We start from the raw sequence: 22,587 nt of genomic DNA on the forward strand, positions 1-22,587 counted from the left end.
GAGGGGATTTATCCCCGTTGGACTGCGCAGCAGTCCCTTTTTTGGGGATCGCTTCGCAATCCAACGGGGATAAATCCCCTCGCCACAATAAGGCGCCCAACAGGTGCCAGGATCAACAATGCCGGGTTCTAGAGGGTAATCAACCCTCTTCAAGCCACCAGCGCAACGGCTTGCCTTCAGCCGGCCAGAAACGCATCTGGTCGATGGGCGAAACATCCCAACGCTGAACCTTTTCCAGTGCCTGCAGGAAGCGCTGTTCCTGCTCCATCAACGCCGGCGCACACATCTTGCGGGTGCTGCCTATTCTGCCGAAGCTCAGCTTGTCGCCTTCCAAGGTGTACGGCGCGAACCAGTGGTTGCAGCCGCCGTTGCCGTAAGCCCGACCGTCTTCGCCCAAGGTGATGGTCAAGTGGCTGTAATCCATCAACGGGCGCTCGCCGATCCATTCCAGAATATAGCTGCGATTTTGCTGCAATTTCACCGGTTCAGCGGCGCAACCCAACAGGCCGACGCTTACCATGGCGGTCAGAATAAAGCGTTTCATCAAGCAGGCTCCTGGCATTTCGGGCACAGGTGCTTGTCGCCGACTGTCTTCCAGCCCAACTCGGCGATGCGCGCCGTGGCGGCTGGTCTTTCAGCCTTGTTGCCCAGCTTGGCGTCCACGGCGAATTCAAAGCTCAGCTCTTTGGCGCAGCTGTCGCAATTGACCTTCCAGGTGTGGATCGCCAGCTCGCCGAACATCGGACCACTCGCTACCGCAACCCATTGACCGGGCGGGTTGATCAGATGGCGCACCGTTTCGACGGTCAGTCGCATGGACAAGTCCCTGGCGCCCTTGAGGGTCACGACCAGCACATCATTGTTGCGAATCGAGCCGCCGTTGCCGGTGACTTGATAACGCCCCGGCACCAGGGCGCGGCATTCAGTGAGGGTGTGTTGCGGGTTCATCAGGCTATAGCGAAAATCGTGTTCGACCATGGGTCCTCCAAATATGCGCGGCATGCTAGCACGGACATCACGGCAGCACTGCGCGGGCAAATGACCTTCGATCCGGTTCAGCCAGGCTCGACCAGATTCTGCGGCGTGCCGGCCGCCCAGGCTGCAATGTTCTGTAATGTTGTGCTGGCAATCGCCCCGAGCGCTTCGCGGGTCAGGAAGGCCTGGTGGGCGGTAATGATCACGTTCGGGAAGGTCAGCAGTCGCGCCAGCACGTCGTCCTGCAGCGGCAGATCGGAGCGATCCTCGAAGAACAACTGCGCTTCCTCCTCGTAGACGTCCAGGCCCAGATAGCCCAGCTGCCCGTCCTTCAAGGCGTCGATCAGCGCCGGCGTGTCGACCAGCCCGCCACGTCCGGTATTGATCAACATGGCGCCGGGCTGCATGTGCTGCAGCGACTCACGGTTGATCAAGTGTTTGCTCTGATCATTGAGCGGGCAGTGCAGGCTGATGACCTGTGCCTGTGCCAACAACTGAGGCAAGCTCAGGTAACGCGCACCGAGCGCTTCGACTTCGGGGTTGGGATACGGGTCATAGGCCAGCAAGGTGCAGCCGAAGCCGTTCATGATTTTCGCGAATGTCGCGCCGATCTGCCCGGTGCCGACCACGCCGACCGTCTTGCCCACCAAGTCGAAACCGGTCAGCCCATGCAGGCTGAAATCACCGTCGCGGGTGCGGTTGTAGGCGCGATGCAAGCGCCGGTTCAACGCCAGGATCAGCGCCACCGCGTGCTCGGCCACTGCGTGCGGCGAATAGGCCGGAACCCGGACGATTCCCAGACCGAGGCGTTTCGCTGTCGCCAGATCAACATGGTTGTAACCGGCCGAACGCAACGCGATCAGGCGCGTCCCGGCGGCGGCCAAATGTTCGAGCACCGGCGCGCTGAGGTCGTCGTTGATGAAGGCACAGACCACTTCGTGACCGCTGGCCAGCGCGACGGTGTCGAGATTCAGGCGCGTTGGCTGGAAGTGCAACTCGATCCCGGCGGGCAGGTCGGCACTGAGAAAGCTGTCGCGGTCGTAGGTCTGGCTGCTGAAAAGAATAGTGCGCATGCGTTCTCCATTTAATCCGGTCAGGCATTGATCCGCGCATGGGACGCCAGACGATTGATCGCCCGGTCCAATTCTTCCAGAGCGCTGTACGCTCGGGGATCCTGTTGCTTGAGCAAGGTTTCGCTGCGCTGGCAGGCAGCACGCAGTTGCGGCACGCCACAATAGCGGGTGGCGCCATGCAGACGATGGACCCGTTCGATCAATGCATTGTGGTCGTTAGTGTCACGGGCGAAACGAATCGCTTCGCGGTCGGCCTCCAGCGAGGCAAGCAACATCGCCAGCATGTCTGCCGCCAGATCGGCTTTGCCCGCCGCCAGACGCAGACCTTCTTCGGGATCAAGCACCTGCAATTCGTTGTTGCCAGAGGTGTCGCTGATGCGCTCCGGCGCCTGCACACGCAGCGCCAGCCCGGTCCACTTCAACACCACCTGCGCCAGTTGCCGTTCGCTGATCGGTTTGGTCAGGTAATCGTCCATGCCGCTTTGCAGCAGCGCGCGCTTCTCGTTGGCCATCGCGTGTGCAGTGAGAGCGACGATCGGCAGTGGCGTGCTGTGCCGTTCGCTTTCCCACTGGCGAATGATTTCGGTGCTTTGGCGTCCATCCATGCCGGGCATCTGCACGTCCATCAGGATCAGATCGAATGTTTCGCTCTGCACGGCCTTGACCGCTGCATAGCCACTTTCCACTGCAAGCACCTTGGCACCGAGGTCCTCGAGCAAGGTCTGCACCAGCAACAGATTGGCCGGATTGTCGTCGACACACAGCACCTTCGGCGCGCGGCTGGAAATCGGTTCGCCGGGTTCGCTGCGATGCTGACGCGGGTTGACCAGATCCGACAAGGCCCGGCGCAATTTACGCGTGCACGCCGGTTTCGCCTGAAGCTGGCTGTGGGGGTTGGGCACCGACAGGTGGAACAGCGTCTGTTCCGTGGTTGGGCACAGCACCAAGACTTTGCAGCCAAGATGTTCAAGGTCCCAGATGTGCTGATTGAGGCGCTCGGGAGGCATGTCTTGGCTGGTGATGCCGAGTACCGCAAGGTCAATGGCCTGATCGGTCTGATGCGCGCCGGTCACGCCATTGGTAAGATTTTCCAGGGTGTTGAAAGGCGTGACCAGCAACCCGCAATCTTCCAGTTGATGCTGCAGTGCCTGGCGGGCCAGTTCATGATTTTCCAGAACGGCGACCCGGCGCCCAAGCAGCGGCGGGCCAGGCAGGTCTTCGGCATCGTCGCGCGCTTTCGGCAGCTTCAGGCTGATCCAGAATTCCGAGCCTTCCCCGGGCGTGCTGTCCACGCCAATCTCGCCACCCATCTGCTCGATCAAGCGTTTGGAAATCACCAGCCCCAGACCGGTGCCGCCGGGTTGCCGCGACAGCGAATTGTCGGCCTGGCTGAACGCTTGAAACAGCACGCGCACGTCCTGGCTGGATAGGCCAATGCCCGTGTCCTGAATACTGATGCGCAATTGCACGCTGTCCTCGTGCTCCTCCTCGAGCATGGCGCGGGCGACGATGGTACCTTCGCGGGTGAACTTGATCGCGTTGCTGACCAGATTGGTCAGAATCTGCTTGAGCCGCAATGGATCGCCCACCAGTGACAGTGGCGTGTCGCGGTAAACCAGGCTCACCAGCTCCAGCTGTTTGGCATGCGCGGCTGGTGCCATGATGGTCAGAGTGTCCTGGAGCAAATCGCGCAGGTTGAACGGGATATGGTCGAGGACCAGTTTGCCGGCCTCGATTTTCGAGAAGTCGAGAATCTCGTTGATGATGCCCAGCAAGCTGTCGGCAGATTTTTCGATGGTGCCCAGGTAATCAAGCTGGCGCGGGGTCAGCTCGCTTTTTTGCAGCAGATGCGTAAAGCCGAGAATGCCGTTAAGCGGGGTACGGATTTCGTGGCTCATGTTGGCGAGGAATTCCGATTTGATCCTGCTCGCCTCCAGCGCTTCCTTGCGCGCGAGGTCGAGCTCGATGTTCTGGATCTCGATGGTTTCCAGATTCTGCCGCACGTCTTCGGTGGCTTGATCGATGCTGTGCTGCAGTTCTTCCTGAGCGTTTTGCAGAGTGCCGGCCATGCGGTTGATGCCCGACGCCAATTCATCCAGTTCATGACTGCCGAGCGGCGGCAGGCGGGTTTCCAGATTGCCGTCCTTGAGTTGCGCCACGGCCTGTTTGATCTGGCTCAGTGGCCGATTGATCGTGCGACCCATACGTAACGCCAGCAGCGCCGCACCGGCCAGCCCCGCACCGATCAACAGCAGGCTGGCGAACAGGCTGCGGTAACCGCGCAGCAGCATGCCATTGTGCGAGAGTTCGATTTCGACCCAGCCCAACAGCCGTTCGGCTTCTTCGGGGATCAGGTCACCGGCAAGATTGCGGTGCTTGCCAAACACTGGCAGCAAATAACGGGTCGCATCGTTGCCACTGCGCCGCAGCAATTGCGAGCCATTGCCGGCGGGTGCCGGATTGAGCATGGTCGGGCCGGCATGAGCCAGTGGCGTGCGATCGGGGGCCAGCAACGTCACCGCGCGCACATCCTGGGTTTCCAGCGACTGGGTGGCGATGCGTTCGAGCATTTCGATGTTTTTGTGGCTCATGGCGGGCGCCACGAGCGGGGCCAGCTGTTCGGCGATCATTTCGCCGCGCTGCATGAGTTGGGTCTGCAGGTCCGTCAATTGCGTCCAGGTGAAATAGCCGCCCAGCACCAACGCCATCAGGCTCGTCGGCAGCAATGTCAGCAAAAGCACGCGGCCTTTGATTCCGAGTTTCTTGAGCACGCCTTTCTCCTGCATCCAGCCATTTAAGAACCTGCGCGTGCATCCGGCACCCGCCACTCGCGCAGTGTAGCGATTTGGCGGCGGTCAATCCTCGTAAATTGATGTCGTCATTCGTCGGGCAGTCCGACGCTTTCGCGCATCGGGCAAACCTTGGGTTGCCCAAGGCGAAGCAATCTTCAATAATCCACAACTGAGAATTATTTGCAGATACTCATGAATCCCATCTCTATTGGTACACCTCGAATTCTTTCCATCGAAGACGACCTGGTGCTCGGTGCCTATGTCCACGATGAGCTGGGCCGCAGCGGCTACCAGGTGACCTGGTGCCGCAATGGCCAGGAAGGTCTGGCCATTGCGCGCCAGCAGCCTTTTGATGTGGTGCTGATGGATATTCTGCTTCCCGGCCTCAACGGGCTGAAAGTCTTGACGCAGTTTCGGCAGAGCCATTCCACGCCGGTGGTGCTGATGTCGGCGCTGGGGGCCGAGGCCGATCGCATCAGCGGATTCAGTCTCGGCGCTGATGACTACCTGCCCAAGCCTTTCAGCATGGCCGAGTTGCGCGTGCGCATCGAAGCGATCCTGCGTCGCGTCGCCCTGGATCGCCGGCCGGCGATTGAGCCGCCTGCGGTCGCCGCGGACAATCTGCGTTTTGACGATGAGCGCTTCGAAGTGTTTTTCGGCGAACACGGCACGACGCTGACCCGCAGTGAATACCGCTTGCTGGAAACTCTGCACCGCAACAGTGATGAGGTACTGAGCAAAGCCTTCCTTTATCAGCACGTGCTGCAACGCGGTTACGCGGCCCATGACCGCAGCCTCGACATGCACATCAGCCAGATCCGCCGCAAACTCAAAGCCATCGGCTACACCGAGCGGGAAGTGCGCACGGTGTGGGGCAAGGGTTACGTATTGAGTGCCGACCATGAAATGGCCTGACGTTCCGGGCAGGCACTCACTGTTCTGGAAGCTGGCGTGTCTGTTGGTGGCGTTCTGTCTGCTGATGATCTGGTTGAGCTGGTCCTGGGGACGCTACATGGAGGAGCGTAACCAGTTTCTCTCGGACGAGGCGCGCGGAACCCTCACGCGCTATGCCGCCGAGGCCGAGCACGCGTGGCAGCAAGGCCAGCGGGAGGGCGTCGACGATTGGTTACAGGCGATGCGCCAGCGTGAAAAGGGCTGGGTCGGCGTCATTGGCGGTGATCTGCAATCGCTCAGCGCCCGGCCGCTGACGGACAAGGACATCGAGCGCCTGACGTTCTTGCGCGGGCTCGACTGGCCCATTCACAAAAAAGGCCTGCCGTGGTTGCGCGTGCCTTTCCCCCATAATCCGTCCGCCGGCAGCCTGGTGATAGAACTGCCGCAGCGCTTCGTGCCTGGGCACTATCGAGTGTTCTGGCGCGTCATCACCAACGGCGTCATTCCGGGTCTGTTTACCTTGTTGCTGTGCGTCGGTCTCTACCGTTTGCTGGTGGTGCCGTTGAATCAACTGCGCGCACAGGCCAACGCCTGGCGCGCCGATCAACTCAATGTGCGATTGTCGAGCCACACCACCGAACGCCCGGACGAACTCGGCGAACTGGCTCGCGCTTTCGATCAAATGTCCGAGCGCCTGCAATCGACTGTCGCCCTGCAACAGCAGTTGCTGCGCGACCTGTCCCATGAATTGCGCACACCGCTGAGCCGGTTGCGGGTCGCCAGTGAAAGCGAACAATCACTGCTGCCGCTGCGCGAACGCATCGGCCGTGAGGTCGACGGCATGCAGCGTCTGGTCGAAGACACCTTGCAACTGGCCTGGCTCGACACCGAACGCGCGCCGCTGCCCGATGAAGCGATCCAGATCCAGGCACTGTGGGAAATGCTCACCGATAACGCCTGCTATGAAAGCTGCTGGCCGGAGCGTCAGCTGCAGTGCGACGTGCAGGCTTCCTGCTGGGTACGCGGCAATCTCAACACCTTGGCGCAGGCTCTGGAAAACATTCTGCGCAACGCCATTCGTCATTCGCCCCAAGGTGGGGTCGTGCGCCTGGATGGACGGCGCGAGGGCGATTTCTGGCATCTGTGGCTCGACGATCAGGGCGGCGGGGTAGCAGAGGCGGATCTGGAGCGGATCTTCTCACCGTTCATCCGGCTGGACGGTTCGCGTCCGGGGGACGGTGGGTTCGGGCTGGGGTTGAGCATTGCGAGGAACGCGGTGCAACGGCAGGGCGGGCGGCTTTGGGCGGAGAATACCGGGGTGGGTTTGCGGGTGAATTTACGGTTGGTGGCGGATGAGGGGGTTGGCAGTGACGCCGGGGTTGCGAGCAGGGTCGCTCCTGCTGTTGAAGTGTGACGGTCGTAGATTGCATACGCCTGCTGCTTTTGTAGGAACGAGCGAATCGGTGGCCCGACTGGCTTGCGAAGAGGCCATCAGATCCTCCCGCGCCAGCTTTTTTTGCCGGAGCATTCCCGTGTTTTTGTACGACATTTCCCAAAGCGTACCGACGGCGTTTTGAGGCGTACTTGGGGGGTTAAGCTTTCGCCTTTACTCATCCTCAAGGAGTTAGGCATGAATGCACCCAATGTTACCGGTTGCTCATCTGATGAACGTTTCAAAGAAGTGATTGCGCTGATTCATGGCGCCAAGCAACAGGCGATACAGGCAGTAAATACGCGTTTGATTGAGCTCTACTGGCAGGTCGGCGGTTACATCAGTCGCAAAATCGAGCGGGCTGAATGGGGGGATTCTGTCGTCAGCCAGTTGGCCCTTCACCTGGCTCAGACTCAGCCTGGGTTGCGTGGTTTTACCCAACGCAATCTGTTCCGCATGCGCCAATTTTACGAGGCATATCGCAACGATGAAAAAGTGTCAGCACTGCTGACACTATTGCCTTGGACCCACAATTTGCTCATTTTGACTCAAAGTAAGCATCCGAAAGAACGTGAGTTCTATCTGCGCCTTGCCATTCAGGAAAGGTGGTCGACGCGCGAGTTGGAGCGCCAATTCAAAGCCGCACGATTCGAGCGATGCGTGACTCAACCGGCTAAAGCGTCCGCCGTACTAAAACAAAACCACCCCTCGGCACTCGACATTTTCCGCGATGCCTACATGGTCGAGTTTCTCGATTTACCCGGCACCCATGCCGAAACCGACCTGCATCGTGGCTTGATGTCGCGTCTTAAGGAATTCCTGATCGAGCTTGGCCGCGATTTCACCTTTGTCGGCTCGGAGTTTCCGCTGCAGGTTGGCGGTAGGGATTTTGCCTTGGACCTGCTGTTCTTCCACCGCGGGCTCAACTGTCTGGTAGCGATTGAGCTCAAGGTAGGCCGCTTCGAGCCGGAGTATCTGGGCAAGCTGAATTTTTATCTGGAGGCGCTGGATCGCAATGAACGCAAGCCCCACGAAAATGCTGCCATTGGTGTATTGCTCTGCGCCAGCAAGGAAGACGAAGTGGTCGAGTACGCCCTGAATCGCAGCCTGTCTCCAGCCCTGATTGCGGAGTATCAGGTTCAGCTACCGGACAAAAAGTTGTTGCAAGCAAAGCTGCACGAGTTCTATGCGTTGAATGTTGCACAGGCGCAGGAGGATTGATTCTTGCCCTTATTCCCATAAGCCATAAGCACCGCACTTTGCGTGATATGGCCTGCGCGGGTTTGCCGGTATGATAGGCGCCCCCGCAGTCTGGATTGCGAATACGCCATGACCTTGCAGTACCCAACCATCGCCGATTGCGTCGGCAACACTCCGCTGGTTCGTTTGCAGCGCCTGCCTGGCGCCACCAGCAATACCCTTCTGCTCAAGCTGGAGGGGAACAACCCGGCGGGTTCGGTCAAGGACCGTCCGGCGCTGTCGATGATCACCCGCGCCGAGCTGCGCGGGCAGATCCAGGCCGGTGACACGCTGATCGAAGCGACGTCGGGTAATACCGGGATTGCGCTGGCCATGGCCGCCGCAATCAAGGGTTACAAGATGATCCTGATCATGCCGGACAACTCCAGTGCCGAGCGCAAGGCAGCAATGACCGCCTATGGCGCCGAGCTGATTCTGGTCACTCAGGAAGAAGGCATGGAAGGCGCGCGCGACCTCGCTCAGCGAATGGAAGCCGAAGGCCGTGGCAAGGTACTGGACCAATTCGCCAACGGGGACAATCCCGAGGCGCATTACACCAGCACCGGTCCGGAAATCTGGCGTCAGACCGAGGGCACCATCACCCATTTCGTCAGTTCGATGGGCACCACCGGGACCATCATGGGCGTGTCGCGTTATTTAAAAGAACAGAGCGATAGCGTGCAGATCGTCGGCCTGCAACCGATGGAAGGTTCGGCAATACCGGGCATCCGGCGCTGGCCGCAGGAATACCTGCCGAAGATTTATCAGGCTGATCGCATCGATCGGATCGTCGACATGGCGCAAAGCGAAGCCGAGGACGTCACCCGTCGTCTGGCCCGCGAAGAAGGCATCTTCTGCGGCGTGTCTTCAGGCGGTGCCGTGGCAGCCATGCTGCGCCTGTCCAAAGAAGTTGAAAACGCGGTGATCGTCGCGATCATTTGCGACCGTGGCGACCGATACCTGTCGACCGGCATTTTCGACGCGCCCAACTGATGGCCAAGCACGAGAGAGGCCTGCGCTTCCAGCCCGCTGGCGGCAGCAAGACCCCACAGATTCCGACCGGCAAGAAGCAGCGCCTGAGCATCGAGCGCCTGGCGAATGACGGTCGCGGCATCGCATTTTTCGAGGGGCGCACCTGGTTCGTCCTCGGTGCCCTCGCAGGTGAAGAGATTGAAGCGCGCGTGCTGGGCGCCCACGGCAAAGTGGTTGAGGCGCGCACCGAGCGGGTATTTCAGGCCAATGAATTGCGCCGTCCCGCACCGTGCCCGCACTTCGGACGCTGTGGCGGTTGCAGCGTTCAGCATCTGCCCCACAATGAACAACTTGCCCTGAAACAGCGCATGCTCGCCGAGCAATTGTTCAAGGTCGCCGGTGTCGAGCCCGAAGAATGGGCGGCGCCGCTGAGCGGTCCGGAGTTCGCCTACCGTCGGCGCGCCCGGGTCGCGGTGCGCTGGGACATGAAGGCGAAACACCTCGAAGTCGGCTTTCGCGCGGCGGGCAGTCAGGACATCGTTGCGATCAGTGAATGCCCGGTGCTGGTACAGCCCTTGCAACCGATCATCAGCCGTTTGCCGGAGATGTTGCGACGCCTGAGCAAACCTCAAGCACTCGGCCACGTCGAACTGTTCAGCGGCACTTCGCTGGCAGTTTTGCTGCGTCACATGGCGCCGTTGTCCGACGCCGATCTGACGATTCTCAAGGAATTCTGCGCGTTCCATGAGGCCCAGTTGTGGCTGCATGGTGATGGCGGCCCGCAACCGGTCGACGTCGAACAGTCGCTGGGTTACCGCCTGGAACAATGGGATCTGGACCTGGCGTACAGGCCGGGAGATTTCATTCAGGTCAACGCAGCAGTCAACGACGCCATGATTGCCCAGGCCCTGGACTGGTTGAAGCCGGCCGCGCACGAGCGTGTTCTCGATCTGTTCTGTGGCCTGGGCAACTTCGCATTGCCGCTGGCCAAAGCCGTTCGCGAAGTAGTGGCGGTGGAAGGTGTACAGGCAATGGTCGAGCGGGCAGCTGCGAATGCTGCCAGCAACAATTTGCATAATGTTCAGTTTTTTCAGGCCGATTTGTCCCAGCCATTGACCGATGCCGAATGGGCGCGGGAAGGCTTTTCTGCGGTACTCTTGGACCCACCGCGTGACGGTGCTTTCGAGGTGGTGCGCAAGCTCAAGGGCATGGGCGCCAAACGGTTGGTGTATGTGTCGTGCAACCCGGCAACGCTGGCGCGCGACACGGTCGAATTGACCAAGCAGGGCTACCGGTTAAAACGTGCCGGGATTCTCGATATGTTTCCTCAGACGGCACATGTCGAGGCCATGGCGTTATTTGAAGCGAGCCAGGATGGCTCGTCTGGTCCGACTGACCCGCTTGTGCAGCACTCGTCCTAGCCCAACGAATGCGTGCTGGCAATGAAGGTCAGCGATTTGACGCATTGAATCTGCGTCGTAGGGAAGGTAAAGCAAGATGGTACAGGTGAGAGCACACCAGCCGATCAACACCGACGGCAGTATCAATCTCGAGGCTTGGCTCGATCATGCGGTCAGTGTCGATCTGGCACTGGATCGCGAAGCCTTGAAAGACGCGTGCGAATTCGCCCGCGTGTCCGAACAACAGGCCAATGCGGCGAAGAATCTGTGGTCTGAAGGGACATCAAGCTTCCGCACCGGCCTTGAGATCGCCGAGATTCTCGCCGACCTCAAACTGGATCAGGATTCGCTGGTAGCCGCGGTCCTGTACCGCGGCGTGCGCGAGGGCCAGATCGATCTGCCGGTGGTGAGCCAGCGATTTGGTCCGGTGGTCGCCAAACTGATTGACGGCGTACTGCGCATGGCGGCCATCAGCGCCAGCCTGAGCCCGCGCCAGTCCATGGTGCTGGGCACCCAGGGCCAGGTCGAAAACCTGCGCAAAATGCTCGTTGCCATGGTCGATGACGTTCGCGTCGCGCTGATCAAACTGGCTGAGCGAACCTGCGCGATCCGCGCGGTGAAAACCGCCGACGATGAAAAGCGCAACCGTGTGGCCCGCGAGGTGTTCGACATCTATGCGCCACTCGCGCACCGTCTCGGCATCGGCCATATCAAATGGGAACTGGAAGACCTGTCTTTCCGTTACCTCGAGCCTGATCAGTACAAACAGATCGCCAACCTGCTGCACGAGCGGCGTCTGGATCGCGAGCGCTTCATTGCCGATGTGATGAGCCAGCTGAAGATTGAACTGCAGGCTACCGGCGTCGATGCCGACATCAGTGGCCGGGCCAAACACATCTATTCGATCTGGCGCAAAATGCAGCGCAAGGGCCTGGCATTCAGTCAGATCTACGACGTTCGCGCCGTGCGTGTGCTGGTTCCGGAAATGCGCGACTGCTATACCGCGCTCGGCATCGTCCACACACTCTGGCGGCACATCCCGAAAGAATTCGACGACTACATCGCCAACCCGAAAGAGAACGGATACCGCTCGTTACACACTGCGGTGATCGGGCCTGAAGGCAAGGTGCTGGAAGTGCAGATTCGCACTCACTCGATGCACGAAGAGGCCGAATTGGGCGTTTGTGCGCACTGGCGCTACAAAGGCACCGACATCAAATCCGGTTCGAATCACTACGAAGAGAAAATTTCCTGGCTGCGTCAGGTCCTCGAGTGGCATGAAGAGTTGGGTGATATTGGTGGTCTGGCTGAACAGTTGCGCGTCGATATCGAACCGGATCGCGTGTACATCTTCACCCCGGACGGTCACGCCATCGACCTGCCGAAAGGCTCGACACCGCTGGACTTCGCCTACCGCGTGCACACCGAGATCGGTCACAACTGCCGTGGCGCGAAGATCAACGGACGCATCGTGCCGCTCAACTACAGCCTGCAAACCGGCGAACAGGTCGAGATCATCACCAGCAAGCACGGCACGCCGAGCCGCGACTGGCTGAACCCGAACCTGGGCTACATCACCACGTCGCGGGCGCGGGCGAAGATCGTTCACTGGTTCAAATTGCAGGCCCGTGATCAGAACGTCGCGGCCGGTAAAACCTTGCTTGAGCGGGAACTGAGTCGCCTCGGTCTGCCGGCGGTGGACTACGAGAAACTGGCCGAAAAGGCCAACATGAAGACCGCCGAGGACATGTACGCTGCGTTGGGCGCCGGGGATTTGCGACTCGCGCAACTGGTGAACCTTGCGCAGCAACTGGTCGAGCCGGAGCGCGGCAACGAACAGCTGGAACTGATCCCGCGCAAGGCCACTGGCTACAAACCAGGCAAGCGTGGCGACATTCAGATTCAAGGTGTGGGCAACCTGATGACGCAGATGGCCGGCTGCTGTCAGCCGCTGCCGGGCGATGCCATCGTCGGCTACATCACCCAGGGCCGCGGCGTGAGCATTCACCGCCAGGATTGCGCCTCGGTGCTGCAACTGGGCGGGCGCGAGCCGGAGCGGATCATTCAGGTCAGCTGGGGCCCGGTGCCGGTGCTCACTTATCCGGTGGACATCATCATCCGCGCCTACGACCGGTCCGGTCTGCTGCGTGATGTGTCGCAAGTGCTGCTCAACGAGCGGATCAACGTGCTGGCGGTCAACACCCGTTCGAACAAAGAGGACAACACTGCGTTGATGTCCCTGACGATCGAAATTCCGGGGCTGGATGCATTGGGACGGTTGCTCGGGCGGATTTCCCAGTTGCCGAACATCATCGAAACCCGGCGTAACCGTACGCCGTGATGGGTAGATCTGTAGGAGCTGCCGAAGGCTGCGATCTTTTGATCCTGGCTACCGGCAGCGCCACAAAAAAGATCGCAGCCTCCGGCAGCTCCTACAAAAAGCCTGCGTTTGAATGGGATTTTTGATGTACAGCCTTGAAGATTTATTGCACCTGATGTCACGCCTGCGCGACCCGCAGTTCGGTTGCCCGTGGGACATCAAGCAAACCTACGCCACCATCGTCCCGCACACCCTTGAAGAAGCCTACGAAGTGGCCGACGCCATCGAGCGCGGCGACTTTGAACACTTGCAAGGCGAATTGGGCGACTTGCTGTTTCAGGTGGTTTATTACAGTCAGCTTGCCCGGGAAGAAGGCCGTTTCGAATTTGCCGGCGTGATCGACAGCATTACCCGCAAGCTGATCCGGCGTCATCCTCACGTGTTTCCGACGGGCGATCTGTACGCGCCGCTGGACGTTCCGCGCCTGACTGAGGAACAGGTCAAGCAGCGCTGGGAGGAGATCAAGGCGCAAGAGCGCGCCGAAAATTCCACCACGCCGCAACAGCTGTCCTTGCTGGATGACGTACCCGCCGCCTTGCCGGCCCTGTCACGCTCGGCGAAGTTGCAGAAGCGCGCCGGTCAGGTCGGTTTCGACTGGCCCGACGCTTTGCCGGTGCTGGACAAGGTACGCGAAGAGCTTGATGAAATACTGGAAGCCATGGCCGACAACGACCCGGTAGCGATTGCCGATGAAGTCGGCGATCTGCTGTTTTCCGTGGTCAACCTGGCGCGCCATCTGAAGGTCGATCCGGAGTCGGCGCTGCGGGGCGCCAACAACAAGTTCGACAGACGCTTCCGTTTTATCGAACAGGCATTGCGCGACACCGGTCGTCCCATGGAAGATTGCACCCTCGAAGAGTTGGACGCCCTGTGGGGTGAAGCCAAACGTCAGGAAAAGAATTTGCCCAGCTGCGGTTGAGCAGTTGCCTAAGTGAGAAATAAGCACCATGAGCATTTCCCTTCGCGACCAGTTACTCAAAGCAGGGCTGGTCAACCAGAAGCAGGCCAAACAGGTCGGCAAAGACAAGCAGAAACAGCAACGCCTGGCCCACAAAGGCCAGATCGAACTCGATGACACACAGCAGCGTGCCGCTCAGGAAGCCATGGCCGAGAAGGTCAAGCGCGACCAGGAGCTGAACCGCCAGCAGGTGGAGAAGGCCGAAGCCAAGGCTCGGGCCGCGCAGGTCAAGCAGTTGATCGAAGCCTCGCGGTTGCCGAAGCTGACGACAGAGGATTACTACAACTTTGTCGACGACAAGAAGGTCAAGCGTATTTCCGTCAACACGCTGATGCGCAACAAGCTCAGCAGCGGTTCGCTGGCCATCGTGCACCATGCCGGCGGCTACGAAGTGATTCCCCGTGAGGCGGCCCTGAAGATTCAGGAACGCGATCCGCAGCGCATTGTGCAGATGAATGTGCAGACGGAAGAAGTTGCCGTCGAAGACGATCCGTACGCGGCTTACCAGATCCCTGACGATTTGATGTGGTAACCCTTTGTGGCGAGCGAGCTTGCTCGCGCCGGGTTGCGTAGCGGCCCTGGAAATCTGGCAGTAATTGCCGATTTTTGTGAGTGCGACGCGCTGGAGCGCCAGCCCGGTCAAGCGGGAGCAAGCTCCCTCGCCACAAGCGCTCACGCATTGGTCGTTGTTACTGCTGTGGTCGCTAAAACGCTGTTCTGTTGCCGCTGCCGTTCCAGTGTTTCCAATTCGGCCCGGTAATTGTGGGCGTCAGTTTCGGAATGAAACATCCCGACCAGCATGTCCTGCTGGTGCACATCCCAGATCCGCACACCGGCGGCTACGCCTTCGTGGGACATGTGTGAATCGTCGCGTTCAGTTACTTTCACAGTCATCTGCTTGCTCCAATCTCGGTTACCTGCACCCAGGCGTGTGCAGGCCTCTTTTATATGATTGGTTAGCTTGCTTAGTAAACGGCTGGATTCTGAAAGGGTTTTGTGCAAAATCCGCAGTAGTCCTGCAGCCCGCGTAATCCGCGACATTCAGTCGCAGGGCCGTTAGTTTCATGACAAAAGCTTCATGTTCACGAAGAACAAAACTGCAGGTTGCGCACGACTTGTAGCAGCTGGCAGAGCCTGCGTTCGGCGACGCAGTCGTCGTAAATGCGGTGTATGCGGTCTGCCTGATTCATCGAAGTAGCTGATTTCACGACGACTGCGTCGCCGAACGCAGGCTTCGCCAGCTGCTACGGGAGCTGAGGTGAACTCATTTTCTCAAGGCACAAAAAAAACGCCCCGAACCAGTCGGGGCGTTTTCATGTGCAGCGGAGCAGGGCAGTATTACTTACCCGACCAGCGCTTCAGAACCAGCGTGGCGTTGGTGCCACCGAAACCGAAGCTGTTGCTCATCACGGTGTTGATGGTGGCGTCTTCGCGAGTTTTGGTCAGGATCGGCATGTCAGCCACTTCCGGGTCCAGCTCGTCGATGTTGGCGGAGCCCGCCATGAAGTTGCCTTCCATCATCAGCATGCAATAGATCGCTTCGTGTACGCCGGCGGCGCCCAGGGAGTGACCGGACAGGCTCTTGGTGGAGCTGATCGCCGGAGCCTTGTCGCCGAACACTTCACGCACACCTTTCATCTCCGCAACATCGCCGACCGGAGTCGAAGTGCCGTGGGTGTTGAGGTAGTCGATCGGTGCGTCGACGGTCGACATCGCCATCTGCATGCAGCGGATGGCGCCTTCGCCGCTTGGGGCGACCATGTCGTAGCCGTCGGAAGTCGCGCCGTAGCCAACGATCTCTGCGTAGATTTTCGCGCCGCGGGCCAGTGCGTGTTCCAGCTCTTCAACCACGACCATGCCGCCACCGCCGGCAATGACAAAACCGTCACGCTTGGCGTCGTAGGCACGGGAAGCTTTTTCCGGGGTTTCGTTGTACTGGCTGGACAGTGCGCCCATCGCGTCGAACAGGAACGACTGGCTCCAATGCTCTTCTTCACCGCCGCCGGCGAACACGATGTCCTGCTTGCCCATCTGGATCTGTTCCATGGCGGTACCGATGCAGTGGGCACTGGTGGCGCAGGCAGAAGCGATGGAATAGTTCAGCCCTTTGATCTTGAACGGCGTGGCCAGGCAAGCGGAAACGGTGCTGCTCATGGTCCGCGTTACGCGGTATGGGCCGACGCGCTTAACGCCCTTCTCGCGCAGGATGTCCAGCGCTTCCATCTGGTTGAGCGTGGAAGCACCACCGGAGCCGGCAATCAGGCCGGTGCGAGGGTTGGAGACTTGCTCATCGGTCAGACCGGAGTCAGTGATGGCATCTTTCATGGCCAAGTAGGCGTAAGCCGCCGCGTGGCCGACGAAGCGATAGATCTTGCGATCGATCAGCTCTTCGAGGGGAAGGTCGATGGAGCCGGAAACCTGGCTACGCAGACCCATTTCAGCATATTCCGGGTTGAACCGGATGCCAGGGCGACTTGCACGCAGGTTAGCGGAGACGGTCTCTTTGTCATTGCCCAGGCACGAAACGATGCCCAGACCAGTGATAACGACGCGGCGCATGCGGATAACCCTTAGAAGTTGTCAGTGGAGGTGAAAACGCCGACCCGGAGGCCTTCGGCGGTGTAGATCTCGCGACCGTCAACCGTCACCGAACCGTCAGCGATTGCGAGGTTCAGCTTGCCTTTGAGGACGCGCTTGATCTGAATGTTATACGTAACTTTCTTGGCGGTAGGGAGGACCTGACCAAAGAACTTCACTTCGCCCGAACCCAGCGCACGGCCGCGGCCCGGCAGGCCTTGCCAGCCCAGGAAGAAACCGACCAGTTGCCACATGGCATCCAGACCGAGGCAGCCCGGCATCACCGGATCACCTTCGAAGTGACAGGCGAAGAACCACAGGTCCGGAGTGATATCCAGCTCGGCGACCAACTCACCTTTGCCGTACTTGCCGCCTTCTTCGCTGATATGGGTGATGCGATCCACCATCAGCATGTTCGGGGCGGGCAGTTGCGCGTTACCTGGGCCGAACAGCTCACCGCGACTGCAGCGCAGCAGGTCTTCCCGAGTAAAGGCGTTTTGTTTGGTCATGCGAGCTCCTCAATAGTCCCATGCGGCAGGTGGGGCAAATCTTCCCGACCTTCGAAGCGTTCATGCCTCGAGTCGGCAGCCTACTCATAGACTATTGCGTTGTGGTGAAAGTCACAGCGCCAAGGACATGAATGTACACTTGTGCACTGAAATTTTTATTCAAGCCCCTTTTCGGGCCCGATCGGGTGCCTAAGACTGCCGCACTTTCGCTTCTCACGCCAGTCGCAGATGGGCGAAAGGCCTTTGCTACTGCACCCATCGCTGCAAAATCTGTTGCAGATCGGCTCGTTTGAACGGCTTCGCCAGGTAATCGTTCATTCCTGCCGATAAACAGGCCTCGCGGTCGCCCTGCAGGGCATTGGCGGTCAGGGCGATGATCGGCACGTCAGTACAGCCGGGCAATTGGCGAATCTGGCGAGTGGCCTCGTAGCCATCAATGATCGGCAGCCGACAGTCCATCAGAATCGCTTCAAATATAAGACTTTCGGCACTGCGTACGGCCTGAGCGCCATCGGTTGCCACGCTCACAGTAAAGCCCAGACTGCGCAACATTGCCTCGATGACAGTCTGGTTGACCGGGTTATCTTCCACCAGCAGCACATTGCGTCCGGCACCGTCGCCGTTTGTTGAGGACGAACGCGGAGCCGATACCGTCGGCATCTGTTTAGAGAGCGCCAGCGGTATTTCCAGCGTGAACACCGAGCCAAGCCCTTCATCGCTCTGCGCGCGCAAAGTACCGCCCATGCGTTCGGCCAGCGTACGGGCGATCGGTAAGCCGAGACCAGTGCCGCCATAGCGCCGTGAAATCGAACTGTCGGCTTGTTGAAACGCGTCGAACATCAGTTCCAGGTTCTCGGCCGGCATACCGATGCCGCTGTCACGCACGGTGCAGGTAAACCACAGCAATTCGTGATCCAGCGATTGCCACTGCGGCTCGATGCTGACGCGGCCTTGCTCGGTGAACTTCAGCGCATTGCCGACCAGGTTGACCAGGATTTGCCGGATCCGCGTCGGATCGCCCTGTACCTGCAAGGCGCGCATGTCCTGTGGGATCGACAGCGCGAGATCAAGCCCGCGCTGCGCGGCACTGTGCTGAAACGACTGCACGCAGTTGCTGATCAGGTCCATGAGATTGAATGGAATATGCTCGAGCTCCAGTTCCGAACGCTCGATGCGCGAGAAGTCGAGAATGTCGTTGATCACCTTGAGCAGGTGTTCTGTGGACTCCGAGGCCAGCGCCGCGTACTCGACCTGTTCGTCGGTCATCTCGGTGGTTTCGAGCAACTGCAACATGCCCAGCACGCCATTCATAGGCGTGCGCAGCTCGTGGCTCATCATCGCGAGGAATTCGGATTTGGCGTTGTTGGCTTTTTCCGCTTCTTCGCGGGTCTGGATTAACTGTGCCATCGCCTGATGCTGTTCACGGCTGGCCTGCTCAAGCCCTTGGGCAAGATTATTGATGTGCTGCGACAACGCGCCGAGCTCGGCGTCGTCAACGATCGGCAGCGGCGTCTTGTAGTCGCCCAACTGGATTGCCTTGACCGCGTCGCCAATGTCGCGGATCGGTTTCGACAGGCTGCTCGCCAGGCGTCGTGCAATGAGAAATGTAAACAGCAAGGCGCACAATGCGAGCACGGCGCCCTTGAGGAGGATTTCCTGCTGACGTTTGTTGAACGCGTCGCTCGACAGACCGACAATCACCCGGCCCAGATAATCTTCGGCGGGCGCTGTGCCGGTGGCTTTGGTGTTCTGGAAAAAATCATTGTTGAGCGCGATTCGCTGCAACCTGACCGGCGCCTGAAACACCTCGACCTGACGGGAGCGGGAGTGGCTCTCCGACGGGTGCTCGACGTACACCAGAATCCGGTCGGTGCTGTCCTGAACTTCGAGGAATCGCACATTGGGCGTGGCCAGCGTTGCCTTGAGCAGACTTTCCAGCACGTCGTTGTTGCCCGAGATCACCCCGTACTCGGTCGCCGGGGCCAACTGGTTAGCGATCAACTGGCCGGTATGGTTGAGCTCCTGACGCAGGTCCTGAATTCGCACGAAGGTAAAAAAACTGATCAACAGCAAGGTTACCAACAGGGCCGGGCCGAGGCTGATGATCTGGGTGCGGGTGTTGATGTCCCAGCGACGACGGAAGGTCATGGGCGGCTTTCTCCTTCGGCCAACAGTGATGCGACAGATGCTTCATCCATCTGTTCCATACCTAATGAGCGGGCGACTTGCGGATTACCTGAGACCTTGAAGCGGTGCGGGTAGTGCGTGCGCGGCCAGTTCGCGGGCGGGCGGTCGAGCAAGGTGTCGAGAATCGCCAGCCAGTCGCTCTGGTCGCTGTAGGTACTGGCCAGACTGCCGGCCTTGACGAATGCGGCGTTGGGACCGATCAACGCCGTTTGCCGTGCATAGCTGGTCAGCAGCAGGTTCTTGGCAGTTTTCGGGTTGTACAGGTCGGGATCGTCGAGGCCCAGCAACACGTCGCTGTTTTTCAGCAGGTGTTGCAGCGGCCGGCTGTCACTGGTGTCGTCCCAGCGTTCGCTGACAATCTCCAGGCCCAGAGGCTGCGCGGCCTGGCGCAGTTCCTTGAGGAGAAACTCGCTGTGGTCGTCGTAAAGTACGCCAATGCGTTTGGCCTCCGGCAAGAGGATGCGCGACAGGCGCAGTTGTCGCCCAAGTGGCGGGTCACTCCAGAGCAGGCTCAAGCGTGATGGCACGGTCGAACCCAAACGCTTTTGAGCTTGCAAGCGACTGATGCGCAGCACCAGGGTCGGCGGACCTTCAACGTCTTGCAGGCGCCAGTCGAGACTCGGCAGGTCCAGCAGAATCAAACGGGTGGCGTTGGGCAATTTGCCGGGCGCCGGCAGGCTGGCCAACGGCTGGAAGCGAACGGTGTCCGCCGGACGCAATTCACCCAGTGCCGAGGCGAACGCGTGCATACCGGGGCTGTCCTCGGTGCCGGTCAACAGAATGTCGGCCGCATTGGCCGACACACTGCCGAACAGACCGAAAATCAACAGGCACACCCCGGCCAGCAGGCGGCCAAGGAATGGCGTCTTCCGTGACTGAGGTTGCGGCATCCTAGAACGACAGCTCCGCGCTGAGGTAAATCACTCGTCGCTCATCGTAGCGATTATCGATGAAAGTCGCGGGCTGGCGGTCCAGTCGCTCTTGAAGCACGCCCGCCAGCTCCAGCTCGGCGTGGCCCAACACGACGTGTTTGGCGATGCGCGTATCGACCCGCTCGAAGCGATAGCCGTTGAGCGCATCGTCGCCATAATAGAAGAGGGCGCTGCTCCAGCCATGGCCCCAGTCACGCAGCCAACCGGCAGAACCGCTGTTGCGTGCGGTCTGTTGCGCATCCAGCGGATTGCTCGCCTCGGCATCGACATAGGCGTAGGTCAGGCGTAACCGGTCGGCGCGACTGAGGCGCCAGTCGAGTTGGGTCTCCGCGCCATTGAAGCGCGAGCTGTTGGCATTACTGGCGATGTACTGATTGTTGCGCAGCGGCTCGCTGATCATGCCCGTGATTTCGTCATGGAATACCTTCACGTCCACCGCCAGCCCAAGTCCGGCGAAGTAACCGTTGTAACCCAATTCGCGAGAGCGCATGTGTTCCTGATCGAGATCGCCAGGACCACGGGTCCTCACGAAATAGCGCGCGCTGCTCTGGCCGTAAGCGCCGGGCCTCAAATTGGTCACCCGATAGCTCCAGTTGACGTTGTTCTCGAACATGTCCGGCGAACGTATCGCCTCGGAATACACCGCGCGCAATCCGTGGCGCGGATTGATCAGGTAGTTGATCGCAACTCGCGGTGTCAACGAACTGCCGATCAACTGAGTGTCTTCGAACATCGCGCCGCCCTGCAGCAACCAGTGTTCACTGGCGCGCCACTCGAACTGCCCAAATGCTCGCCAAGTGGTGTCATCAAGTGTGCCGTTGAAGTAAGTCTCGGAATCGGCCCGGTCGTAACGATAGTTCAAACCGCTGACCAGACGCAGGCTGTCTGACAGGCTGAGGGTGTCCTGCAGTTCGAGGTCGTAGCGCGATTCCCGCACACTTTGGTCGATATCGCCGCACAAGGTCTGGCTGGCGCCGTTGCGCCACTGCCCCAACGCCTTACTGGCCAGGGTTTGCTCGGTCGCTGTACCTGCTGGCGCGCCGGGGCCGACGAAGCGCTCGATGTTGCGCGCCAGGCGTTCGGTGTAGTTCGGATTGAGCTGCCAAAGCTCGGCCAACTGTGGGCTGAACGACACTTCGGCGTCGCAGGCGCGCCAGGTTTGCTGACGGTCCCAGTGCTGGGCCGAGCCTTGGATATAAAGGCTGTGGTCGGGGTTGAGGTCGAGATTCCAGCGCAAGGAGCCCGCGTAATCCTTGGCCGTGACGTCAGAATTTTTCCCGGCGGCGGTAATCCCCGAGAACACCGGACGGTAAGTGTAGGGGCGTTGATTGGCACCGTCCTTGGCACTCAATTGCCAGTCGATGCTTTGCTGCTCATCCAGCACCTGGCTGACGGCAAGGCTGAAGCGATTCAAGCGGCGACTGTCGCGGTAATCGGCGCCGCTGCGGTCCGAATCGAAACCATCATCCTCCTGCCCGGACAGTGACAGGCGCAAGTCGCCGCTGTCCCAACCCAGGCCCTGACTGGCATAGAAATCATTGATGCCGCGTTGGCCGCGAGTGACTTTCATGCGCGTGCCATGGCTGTCAGCCGGGTGGCGGGTGATAATGTTGACCACCGCCATCAGCGCGTTGGCGCCGTAGCTGACGGTATTTGGCCCGCGAAAAACTTCCACGCGCTCGATGTCTTCCATCGCCACCGGGATGTCGCTCCAGTCCACCGTGGCCAGGCCGGCGCGGTAGACCGAGCGGCCATCGATCAGCACTTGCATGCGCCGCGCTTCACTGGCGTTTGTGCCGTGGTAATTCACGGCCGGCTGATTGCCGTTGATATTGCCGACCATCATGCCCGGCACCAGGCGCAGCAATTCGCTGATATCGCGGGCGCCGCTGGCCGTGATCAGCTCGTTGTCGATCACCGTCATGCTCCCCGGAACCGCCGCCGGCGACTGTTTCAGTCGGGTGGCGGTCAGCACTTGCGGCAGCGGCTGGCTGTCGAGGAACAGATCGTCTGCCTGTAACGACGGGCTGAGGATCAGCGCCAGAAACAGCGGCAAACGGGATGATGGAGAAGCAAAAGACACGACACAGCCTTGAAAGTGAATAATTGGCGCGCATGTTAACCGAGCCGGTCGTGTTTTCCAGTGAAGGTGCCGGCATTTGCCTTGGTTTTGTTGGTCTTCTTGCTACATAAGCCGGTAATTGTTCAGGGGGGTGGTCGCCGTTGGGACGCTCCGTATAATGCCGGCATCGCCACTGGTATGGATT

At 59.9% G+C, this 22,587-nt stretch carries 18 protein-coding genes; 8 read left to right on the top strand and 10 right to left on the bottom strand.

Annotated elements, in window-relative coordinates:
• Positions 1-139 precede the first annotated feature (139 nt).
• The 4 genes from DU29_RS0117355 to DU29_RS0117370 all read right to left on the bottom strand — a co-directional run bounded on the left by DU29_RS0117355 (position 140) and on the right by DU29_RS0117370 (position 4,819).
• Positions 140-544, bottom strand: a complete 405-nt coding sequence (locus tag DU29_RS0117355; protein ID WP_028622810.1) for an META domain-containing protein — start codon at positions 542-544, stop codon at positions 140-142.
• Positions 544-978 (bottom strand): hypothetical protein, encoded by a 435-nt coding sequence (locus tag DU29_RS0117360; RefSeq protein ID WP_028622811.1) that lies wholly within the window; start codon positions 976-978, stop codon positions 544-546. The genes DU29_RS0117355 and DU29_RS0117360 overlap by 1 nt, the downstream gene beginning before the upstream one ends.
• A gap of 77 nt (positions 979-1,055) precedes the next feature.
• Entirely contained in the window at positions 1,056-2,048 is a 993-nt protein-coding gene (locus tag DU29_RS0117365) for a 2-hydroxyacid dehydrogenase (protein WP_028622812.1), read from the bottom strand.
• Between the two features lie 20 nt (positions 2,049-2,068).
• Positions 2,069-4,819, bottom strand: coding sequence for a response regulator (locus DU29_RS0117370; RefSeq protein ID WP_028622813.1), 2,751 nt, complete (start codon positions 4,817-4,819; stop codon positions 2,069-2,071).
• A 213-nt stretch (positions 4,820-5,032) separates the two neighbouring features.
• Here DU29_RS0117370 and DU29_RS0117375 point away from each other — a divergent pair, with 213 nt between their 5' ends.
• The 8 genes from DU29_RS0117375 to DU29_RS0117415 all read left to right on the top strand — a co-directional run bounded on the left by DU29_RS0117375 (position 5,033) and on the right by DU29_RS0117415 (position 14,647).
• The gene (locus DU29_RS0117375) at positions 5,033-5,755 is read left to right on the top strand and encodes a response regulator transcription factor (protein ID WP_028622814.1); all 723 of its coding nucleotides are present in this window, start codon (positions 5,033-5,035) and stop codon (positions 5,753-5,755) included.
• A complete protein-coding gene (locus tag DU29_RS0117380; protein ID WP_028622815.1) occupies positions 5,742-7,148 on the top strand; it encodes a sensor histidine kinase in 1,407 nt (468 codons plus the stop codon). The genes DU29_RS0117375 and DU29_RS0117380 overlap by 14 nt, the downstream gene beginning before the upstream one ends.
• Positions 7,149-7,364: 216 nt before the next feature.
• Complete coding sequence (locus DU29_RS0117385; protein ID WP_028622816.1) at positions 7,365-8,387, top strand: PDDEXK nuclease domain-containing protein; 1,023 nt, start codon at positions 7,365-7,367, stop codon at positions 8,385-8,387.
• A 108-nt stretch (positions 8,388-8,495) separates the two neighbouring features.
• Positions 8,496-9,398 (top strand): cysteine synthase CysM, encoded by a 903-nt coding sequence (gene cysM, locus DU29_RS0117390; protein ID WP_028622817.1) that lies wholly within the window; start codon positions 8,496-8,498, stop codon positions 9,396-9,398.
• Positions 9,398-10,798, top strand: a complete 1,401-nt coding sequence (gene rlmD / locus DU29_RS0117395; protein ID WP_028622818.1) for a 23S rRNA (uracil(1939)-C(5))-methyltransferase RlmD — start codon at positions 9,398-9,400, stop codon at positions 10,796-10,798. Before cysM ends, rlmD begins: the two co-directional genes overlap by 1 nt.
• Positions 10,799-10,874: 76 nt before the next feature.
• Positions 10,875-13,118, top strand: a complete 2,244-nt coding sequence (gene relA, locus DU29_RS0117400; RefSeq protein WP_028622819.1) for a GTP diphosphokinase — start codon at positions 10,875-10,877, stop codon at positions 13,116-13,118.
• A 124-nt stretch (positions 13,119-13,242) separates the two neighbouring features.
• Complete coding sequence (gene mazG, locus DU29_RS0117410; protein ID WP_028622820.1) at positions 13,243-14,076, top strand: nucleoside triphosphate pyrophosphohydrolase; 834 nt, start codon at positions 13,243-13,245, stop codon at positions 14,074-14,076.
• A 28-nt stretch (positions 14,077-14,104) separates the two neighbouring features.
• Positions 14,105-14,647, top strand: coding sequence for a DUF2058 domain-containing protein (locus DU29_RS0117415; protein WP_028622821.1), 543 nt, complete (start codon positions 14,105-14,107; stop codon positions 14,645-14,647).
• A 140-nt stretch (positions 14,648-14,787) separates the two neighbouring features.
• On the opposite strand, the gene DU29_RS0117420 is transcribed toward DU29_RS0117415, so the two are convergent.
• From DU29_RS0117420 to DU29_RS0117445, 6 genes are all read right to left on the bottom strand, one after another.
• Positions 14,788-15,009 (bottom strand): hypothetical protein, encoded by a 222-nt coding sequence (locus DU29_RS0117420; protein ID WP_028622822.1) that lies wholly within the window; start codon positions 15,007-15,009, stop codon positions 14,788-14,790.
• 444 nt (positions 15,010-15,453) lie between these two features.
• Positions 15,454-16,674 carry a beta-ketoacyl-ACP synthase I gene (gene fabB, locus DU29_RS0117425; RefSeq protein WP_028622823.1) on the bottom strand — a complete coding sequence of 407 codons (1,221 nt, stop codon included), beginning with the start codon at positions 16,672-16,674 and terminating at the stop codon, positions 15,454-15,456.
• 11 nt (positions 16,675-16,685) lie between these two features.
• Entirely contained in the window at positions 16,686-17,201 is a 516-nt protein-coding gene (gene fabA, locus DU29_RS0117430; protein ID WP_017127984.1) for a 3-hydroxyacyl-[acyl-carrier-protein] dehydratase FabA, read from the bottom strand.
• Between the two features lie 246 nt (positions 17,202-17,447).
• Positions 17,448-19,349, bottom strand: coding sequence for an ATP-binding protein (locus DU29_RS0117435; RefSeq protein WP_028622824.1), 1,902 nt, complete (start codon positions 19,347-19,349; stop codon positions 17,448-17,450).
• On the bottom strand, positions 19,346-20,278 hold the full coding sequence (locus tag DU29_RS0117440; protein ID WP_028622825.1) for an ABC transporter substrate-binding protein: 933 nt from the start codon (positions 20,276-20,278) through the stop codon (positions 19,346-19,348). Before DU29_RS0117440 ends, DU29_RS0117435 begins: the two co-directional genes overlap by 4 nt.
• A gap of 1 nt (position 20,279) precedes the next feature.
• Positions 20,280-22,403, bottom strand: coding sequence for a TonB-dependent receptor plug domain-containing protein (locus DU29_RS0117445; protein WP_028622826.1), 2,124 nt, complete (start codon positions 22,401-22,403; stop codon positions 20,280-20,282).
• Between the last annotated feature and the right edge of the window lie 184 nt (positions 22,404-22,587).

This window comes from Pseudomonas sp. Ant30-3, from assembly GCF_000690905.1.
GTDB lineage: Bacteria > Pseudomonadota > Gammaproteobacteria > Pseudomonadales > Pseudomonadaceae > Aquipseudomonas.

What these genes read in the sequence shown, in the direction of transcription:
- DU29_RS0117355 (WP_028622810.1), bottom strand. Translation starts at nt 544, where the DNA reads ATGAAACGCTTTATTCTGACCGCCATGGTAAGCGTCGGCCTGTTGGGT.
- DU29_RS0117360 (WP_028622811.1), bottom strand. Translation starts at nt 978, where the DNA reads ATGGTCGAACACGATTTTCGCTATAGCCTGATGAACCCGCAACACACC.
- DU29_RS0117365 (WP_028622812.1), bottom strand. Translation starts at nt 2,048, where the DNA reads ATGCGCACTATTCTTTTCAGCAGCCAGACCTACGACCGCGACAGCTTT.
- DU29_RS0117375 (WP_028622814.1), top strand. Translation starts at nt 5,033, where the DNA reads ATGAATCCCATCTCTATTGGTACACCTCGAATTCTTTCCATCGAAGAC.
- DU29_RS0117380 (WP_028622815.1), top strand. Translation starts at nt 5,742, where the DNA reads ATGAAATGGCCTGACGTTCCGGGCAGGCACTCACTGTTCTGGAAGCTG.
- DU29_RS0117385 (WP_028622816.1), top strand. Translation starts at nt 7,365, where the DNA reads ATGAATGCACCCAATGTTACCGGTTGCTCATCTGATGAACGTTTCAAA.
- cysM (WP_028622817.1), top strand. Translation starts at nt 8,496, where the DNA reads ATGACCTTGCAGTACCCAACCATCGCCGATTGCGTCGGCAACACTCCG.
- rlmD (WP_028622818.1), top strand. Translation starts at nt 9,398, where the DNA reads ATGGCCAAGCACGAGAGAGGCCTGCGCTTCCAGCCCGCTGGCGGCAGC.
- relA (WP_028622819.1), top strand. Translation starts at nt 10,875, where the DNA reads ATGGTACAGGTGAGAGCACACCAGCCGATCAACACCGACGGCAGTATC.
- mazG (WP_028622820.1), top strand. Translation starts at nt 13,243, where the DNA reads ATGTACAGCCTTGAAGATTTATTGCACCTGATGTCACGCCTGCGCGAC.
- DU29_RS0117415 (WP_028622821.1), top strand. Translation starts at nt 14,105, where the DNA reads ATGAGCATTTCCCTTCGCGACCAGTTACTCAAAGCAGGGCTGGTCAAC.
- DU29_RS0117420 (WP_028622822.1), bottom strand. Translation starts at nt 15,009, where the DNA reads ATGACTGTGAAAGTAACTGAACGCGACGATTCACACATGTCCCACGAA.
- fabB (WP_028622823.1), bottom strand. Translation starts at nt 16,674, where the DNA reads ATGCGCCGCGTCGTTATCACTGGTCTGGGCATCGTTTCGTGCCTGGGC.
- fabA (WP_017127984.1), bottom strand. Translation starts at nt 17,201, where the DNA reads ATGACCAAACAAAACGCCTTTACTCGGGAAGACCTGCTGCGCTGCAGT.
- DU29_RS0117435 (WP_028622824.1), bottom strand. Translation starts at nt 19,349, where the DNA reads ATGACCTTCCGTCGTCGCTGGGACATCAACACCCGCACCCAGATCATC.
- DU29_RS0117440 (WP_028622825.1), bottom strand. Translation starts at nt 20,278, where the DNA reads ATGCCGCAACCTCAGTCACGGAAGACGCCATTCCTTGGCCGCCTGCTG.